Here is a 4771-nt window from a genome sequence, read left to right on the forward strand (position 1 = left end):
ACATGATGATCATGTCGGGCGGCTTCGGCCTCTGCGGCATTGCCGAGGAGCTGTCGGACGCGATCCGGGAGTCCGGCGTCAAGGGGCTGACGGTCGTCTCCAACAATGCCGGCGTCGACGGCATCGGGCTCAGCCGCCTCCTGGAAACCCGGCAGATCAAGAAGATGATCTCGTCCTATGTCGGCGAGAACAAGCTGTTCGCCCAGCAATTCCTCGCCGGCGAGCTGGAACTCGAATTCAACCCGCAGGGCACGCTGGCCGAGCGCATCCGCGCCGGCGGCGCCGGGATCCCGGCCTTCTACACCAAGACCGGCGTCGGCACGCTGATCGCCGAAGGCAAGGAAGTGAAGGAATTCGACGGCGAGAAGTACCTGATGGAGCGCGGCCTGTTCGCCGACCTCGCCATCGTGCACGCCTGGAAGGGCGACACCGCCGGYAACCTCATCTACCGCAAGACCGCGCGCAACTTTAACCCGATGATGGCGACCGCCGCCAAGATCACGGTGGCCGAGGTCGAGCATCTGGTTCCGGCCGGTGAACTCAATCCCGACCACATCCACACGCCCGGCATTTTCGTGAAGCGCATCGTCGAGGTCGGCACGGCCAAGAAGCGCATCGAATTCCGCAACACCCGCCCGCGCACCGCCGCTTAAGCGTCAGGAGACTCACATGGCCTGGACCCGTGAACAGATGGCTGCGCGCGCCGCCAAGGAACTGCGTGACGGCTACTACGTCAATCTCGGCATCGGCATCCCGACGCTGGTCTCGAACTTCATCCCCGACGGGGTCGATGTCAGCCTCCAGAGCGAGAACGGCATGCTCGGCATGGGACCGTTCCCCTATGAGGACGAGGTGGATGCCGACCTCATCAATGCCGGCAAGCAGACCGTGAGCGAGCTGCCCTCGACCTCGTATTTCTCGAGCGCGGATTCCTTCGGCATGATCCGCGGCGGCCACATGGACCTGTCGATCCTCGGCGCCATGCAGGTGGCCCAGAACGGCGATCTCGCCAACTGGATGATTCCCGGCAAGATGGTCAAGGGCATGGGCGGCGCGATGGACCTCGTCGCCGGCGTCAAGCGCGTCGTCGTGGTGATGGAGCATTCGGCCAAGGACGGCTCGAAGCTGCTGAAGAAGTGCAATCTGCCGCTGACCGGCGAGCGCGTGGTCGACATGGTCGTCACGGATCTTGCCGTCTTCACCATCGACAAGCACGGCGACGGCGGCATGGCGCTGATCGAGCTCGCCGACGGCGTGACGCTCGACGAGGTCAAGGCCAAGACCGAAGCCGAATTCCGCGTCGCGCTGAAGAACACGTAAGGTCGTCGCAACGGGGGCGCGCATGACGATACGGTCTGCGCGTCCCGAAGACGCCGGTTTCATCGCACAAACCATCCTGTCATCGCAGCGTGGCTACCGGCCGCGCGGCTGGTTCGACATCGCGCTCGGCTGGCCAGACGCGCAGTGCCGCGATTTCATCGCGCGCATCACGGCCGCGCACGCGGTGTCGATGTGGCATGTCTCGCAATTCCTGATCGCCGAGGTCGATGGCGAGCCTGCTGCCGCGTTGTGCGCACTGCCGGCGGCCGGCACGGGACCTGCGGCCTGGCGTGCCATCGAAGAGGCCGGTGCCGCGACCGGGCTTGCCGCGCCAGAGCTGGAAGCCATCCGTCGCCGCGGCGCCTACACGCGCGCCTGCTGGGTTCAGGGCGGCGAGGGCGATTGGATGATCGAGCACGTCGCGACCGATCCCGCCTATGGCGGTCGTGGCCTCGTGCAGTCGCTGATCGCGCACGCACTGGATAAGGGGCGAACGGCCGGATTTACCCGGGCGACGATATCGTTCCTGATCGGCAACGAGCCGGCAGAACGCGCCTACGCCAAGGCCGGTTTTGTCTTCGCCGATGAGAAGCGCGATCCCGCCTTCGAGGCGATCATCGGCGCGCCGGGCTTTCGCATGTTTGCGCGCGCGATTTGAGCAAACTTGGTTGCCGCATTTGACGCTGTCATGCCCCGCGACGGCGGGGCATCGAGTACGCTGCGGTTTCTCGGTTCTATCACTGCGCATCGGAGTACTGGATCGCCCGATCAAGTCGGGCGATGACACCGCGGGTGTGGCATGTGCGTGCGGGCTACGCGATCACGACCTCGCCGCCCACGTCTTGCTCCACCGCGCCGACACGCTCGCGACCCACGACGGCTCCTCGTAAGCCGAGATTGGCGGGCGGCACGCCTTGCGCGCAGCCGCCGGCGCGGGCGTCGCGGATGAAATCGGTGACATAGGCGCGGTGCGCGCCCTCGGCGATACGCACGCCGCAATTCACGGTCGGTTTGCCGGCATTGCCGGCCTCGTCAGTCCGCGAGCGCACGAAACAGGTCGAGGTCCACTCCCAGACGTTGCCGGCGAGATCTTCGATGCCGTGCTCGTTCGTGCCGAACTTGCCGAACGGATAGGCCGTCGTGTCGGAGAGGTCGCGTTCGGATTCCCGCTCATAGCGGCTGATCCAGCGCTTCGAGGGATCGTTCGCGTCCACCGGCGCGCCATCGTCCTTGAATCGCGAGCCCGCCGCAAACGCCCATTCCGCGTCGCTCGGCAGGCGCCACGTCTTGCCGGTCTTGTGCGAGAGCCAGCCCGCATAGGCCTGCGCATCGTGCCAGCTCACCTGCACCGCGGGGCGATCGGTGGCGATCGCCACGTCGCGATCGAGCGCGCGGCAAGCGCCATCCTGCACACAAAGCTGGTAGTCGGATGACGAAACCTGATGCCGCATGACGTGCAGCGGCCTCGTGAACCGCATCGCGCGTAGCGGCGCTTCCGCCTGCTGCCCGCCACGCGTGAAATCGCCGGCCTCGCGGTAGGACAGGCTGCCCGGCGCGATCTTGATGATCGCAGGCTCCGCCGTGCCGCGGACCGCCATGTCCGAGACCAGCGGCGCCACCGCGATCGGCCCTGCGAGCCCGGCCGCGCAAGCCAGTAGCAGTTTCAGCTTGAATGCGAGCAGCATCGTCGTCTCCCCGAAAGGAAGAAGGGGCCGGTGATCACCGGCCCCTWGTCGCGTCTAGTTGGTGTTGGCCGGTATTTCCGCAGGCGCCTTCACCTGGGTCATCAGATCGTCGTTCCACTTGCCTTCGACCTTGAAGTGCGCGGTGGCGCCGAGGTCGGCGGCCTCGATCAGATTGTGCGTGACGTAGGCGTAGATGCCGGGCTGCATGAACTTGTACAGCGCCGCTCCCGCCGAGCCGCCGCGGATGAACCAGGTCTCCAGCCCGACCTCGGGTGCATTGCCGAATTTGCCGGTCTCCCAGACATAGTCGCCATGGCCGCCGATCAGATGCGGACGGCTGTCGCGATTGGCCTGCGAGTGCACGATCAGCACGTTCTCGCCGACGTTGGCGGTGAGCGCATTCTTGCCGGTGAGGGCGCCGGCCTTGCCGTTGAACACGACATGGGACGGGATCAGCTTCTTCATCACCTCTTCGGTGTCGGTGAAGGCTTCGCCCGGCGAATCGTAGGACTTGAAATTGCCCTTCTCGTCGCGCGGCACATACATGTCCTGCTCGCCGATATAGTAGACCTTGTCGTATTTCAGCGCGTGGCCCTTGCCGTCGTTCAGTCCGTCGCGCGGCAGCACCATCACGGCACCGTTCATGCCGGAGACGACGTGCCAGGGGATCATCGGGCCGCCGGGCGCGCAGTGATAGACGAACACGCCGGTCTTGGTCGCCTTCCAGCGCAGCACGACCTGCTCGCCGGGATTGATCAGGGTGAGCGCGCCGCCGCCGAGCGCGCCGGTCGCGGAGTGGAAGTCGATGTTGTGCGGCATGGTGTTGGTCGCGGGATTGATCAGCGTCGTTTCGACGTAGTCGCCCTCATGCACGACCATCAGCGGGCCCGGCATCGAGCCGTTGAAGGTCATTGCCTGGAAGGTGGTGCCCTTCTCGTCGATGACGACCTTCTTCTCCTCGATCGTGAGCTTGAACTCCACGATCTTCGGGCCCTGCCTGGTCGCCTGCTCGTGCGCATGCACGAACGGCGGAGCGACCAGCTCGACCTTTTGACGCGGCAGTTTGAGATCCTCGGCAGCCAGGGCGGGGGTCGCCAGCATCAGGGCGGTCGCGGCGGCGCTGATCAATGCGGCTCTGCGGGTGAACATCGTAAAGCATCCTTCATCTGAAAGGTTTTTGATGACGGATGCAGTGTGCGCCTGTTACGGCAAGCGTGTTTGCGCTGCGACAAGCTTTGGCCGGAATCGCCTCCGTGAAATTCCCCAGGAGGTATGCCGAAGGCAGCATCGACGATGTGAGCGGCACGACGGCACATGGCACGGCATCGGTTGCGCCAGCGGCAACTCGTTCGCATGTTCGGTTGCGGTTGATCGTGAACGTATGGATGCGCCGAACTAGAGCAACTGTATCGCGATCCAGACAGTGCCCCAGACCGCGAGCGACAGCGCGGCAAAGACGGTGGCCATGATCGTCAGCACGCGCACGAGATGGCCCGCGCCGACCGGGGGCGCGGAGGGGACGGGACGAAAATCGTCGAAGCGCGGAATATGGCCGCGAACGCCGGTGAACCAGAGAACGAGATCGAGCGCGAACGACGCCATGGCCTATCTCCAGGGAGCAAGGATTAAACGTCATCATCGTCCCAATCCGGCGCTCGGACTTTGAGCGAGCGCAAGGTCGCCGGCCCGAAAACGGGTAATTCAATGCCATCCGGGACTTGCCGCGGCGATGCGCGGCTGAAATTTACGAATGGGTAAGATATGAG

At 64.9% G+C, this 4771-nt stretch carries 6 protein-coding genes; 3 read left to right on the forward strand and 3 right to left on the reverse strand.

Annotation, left to right across the window (positions count from 1 at the left end; translation table 11 throughout):
- Window positions 1–2: 2 nt before the first annotated feature.
- Genes AC1D00_RS27225 through AC1D00_RS27235 form a run of 3 tightly spaced genes read left to right on the forward strand, consistent with a single transcriptional unit; the run spans window position 3 to window position 1978 of the window.
- Window positions 3–653, forward strand: coding sequence for a CoA transferase subunit A (locus tag AC1D00_RS27225; protein ID WP_477012784.1), 651 nt, complete (start codon window positions 3–5; stop codon window positions 651–653).
- Between the two features lie 16 nt (window positions 654–669).
- On the forward strand, window positions 670–1320 hold the full coding sequence (locus AC1D00_RS27230) for a 3-oxoacid CoA-transferase subunit B (RefSeq protein WP_027545524.1): 651 nt from the start codon (window positions 670–672) through the stop codon (window positions 1318–1320).
- A 22-nt stretch (window positions 1321–1342) separates the two neighbouring features.
- Entirely contained in the window at window positions 1343–1978 is a 636-nt protein-coding gene (locus AC1D00_RS27235; RefSeq protein WP_477012785.1) for a GNAT family N-acetyltransferase, read from the forward strand.
- Window positions 1979–2132: 154 nt separating this feature from the next.
- On the opposite strand, the gene AC1D00_RS27240 is transcribed toward AC1D00_RS27235, so the two are convergent.
- The 3 genes from AC1D00_RS27240 to AC1D00_RS27250 form a co-directional block, all read right to left on the reverse strand.
- Window positions 2133–3005, reverse strand: a complete 873-nt coding sequence (locus AC1D00_RS27240) for an SUMF1/EgtB/PvdO family nonheme iron enzyme (protein WP_477012786.1) — start codon at window positions 3003–3005, stop codon at window positions 2133–2135.
- A 54-nt stretch (window positions 3006–3059) separates the two neighbouring features.
- Window positions 3060–4154 (reverse strand): copper-containing nitrite reductase, encoded by a 1095-nt coding sequence (gene nirK, locus AC1D00_RS27245; protein ID WP_404553170.1) that lies wholly within the window; start codon window positions 4152–4154, stop codon window positions 3060–3062.
- Window positions 4155–4400: 246 nt separating this feature from the next.
- Window positions 4401–4607 carry a hypothetical protein gene (locus AC1D00_RS27250; RefSeq protein WP_027544890.1) on the reverse strand — a complete coding sequence of 69 codons (207 nt, stop codon included), beginning with the start codon at window positions 4605–4607 and terminating at the stop codon, window positions 4401–4403.
- Between the last annotated feature and the right edge of the window lie 164 nt (window positions 4608–4771).

The sequence above is a fragment of the Bradyrhizobium sp. P2_E8 genome (genome assembly GCF_056403875.1).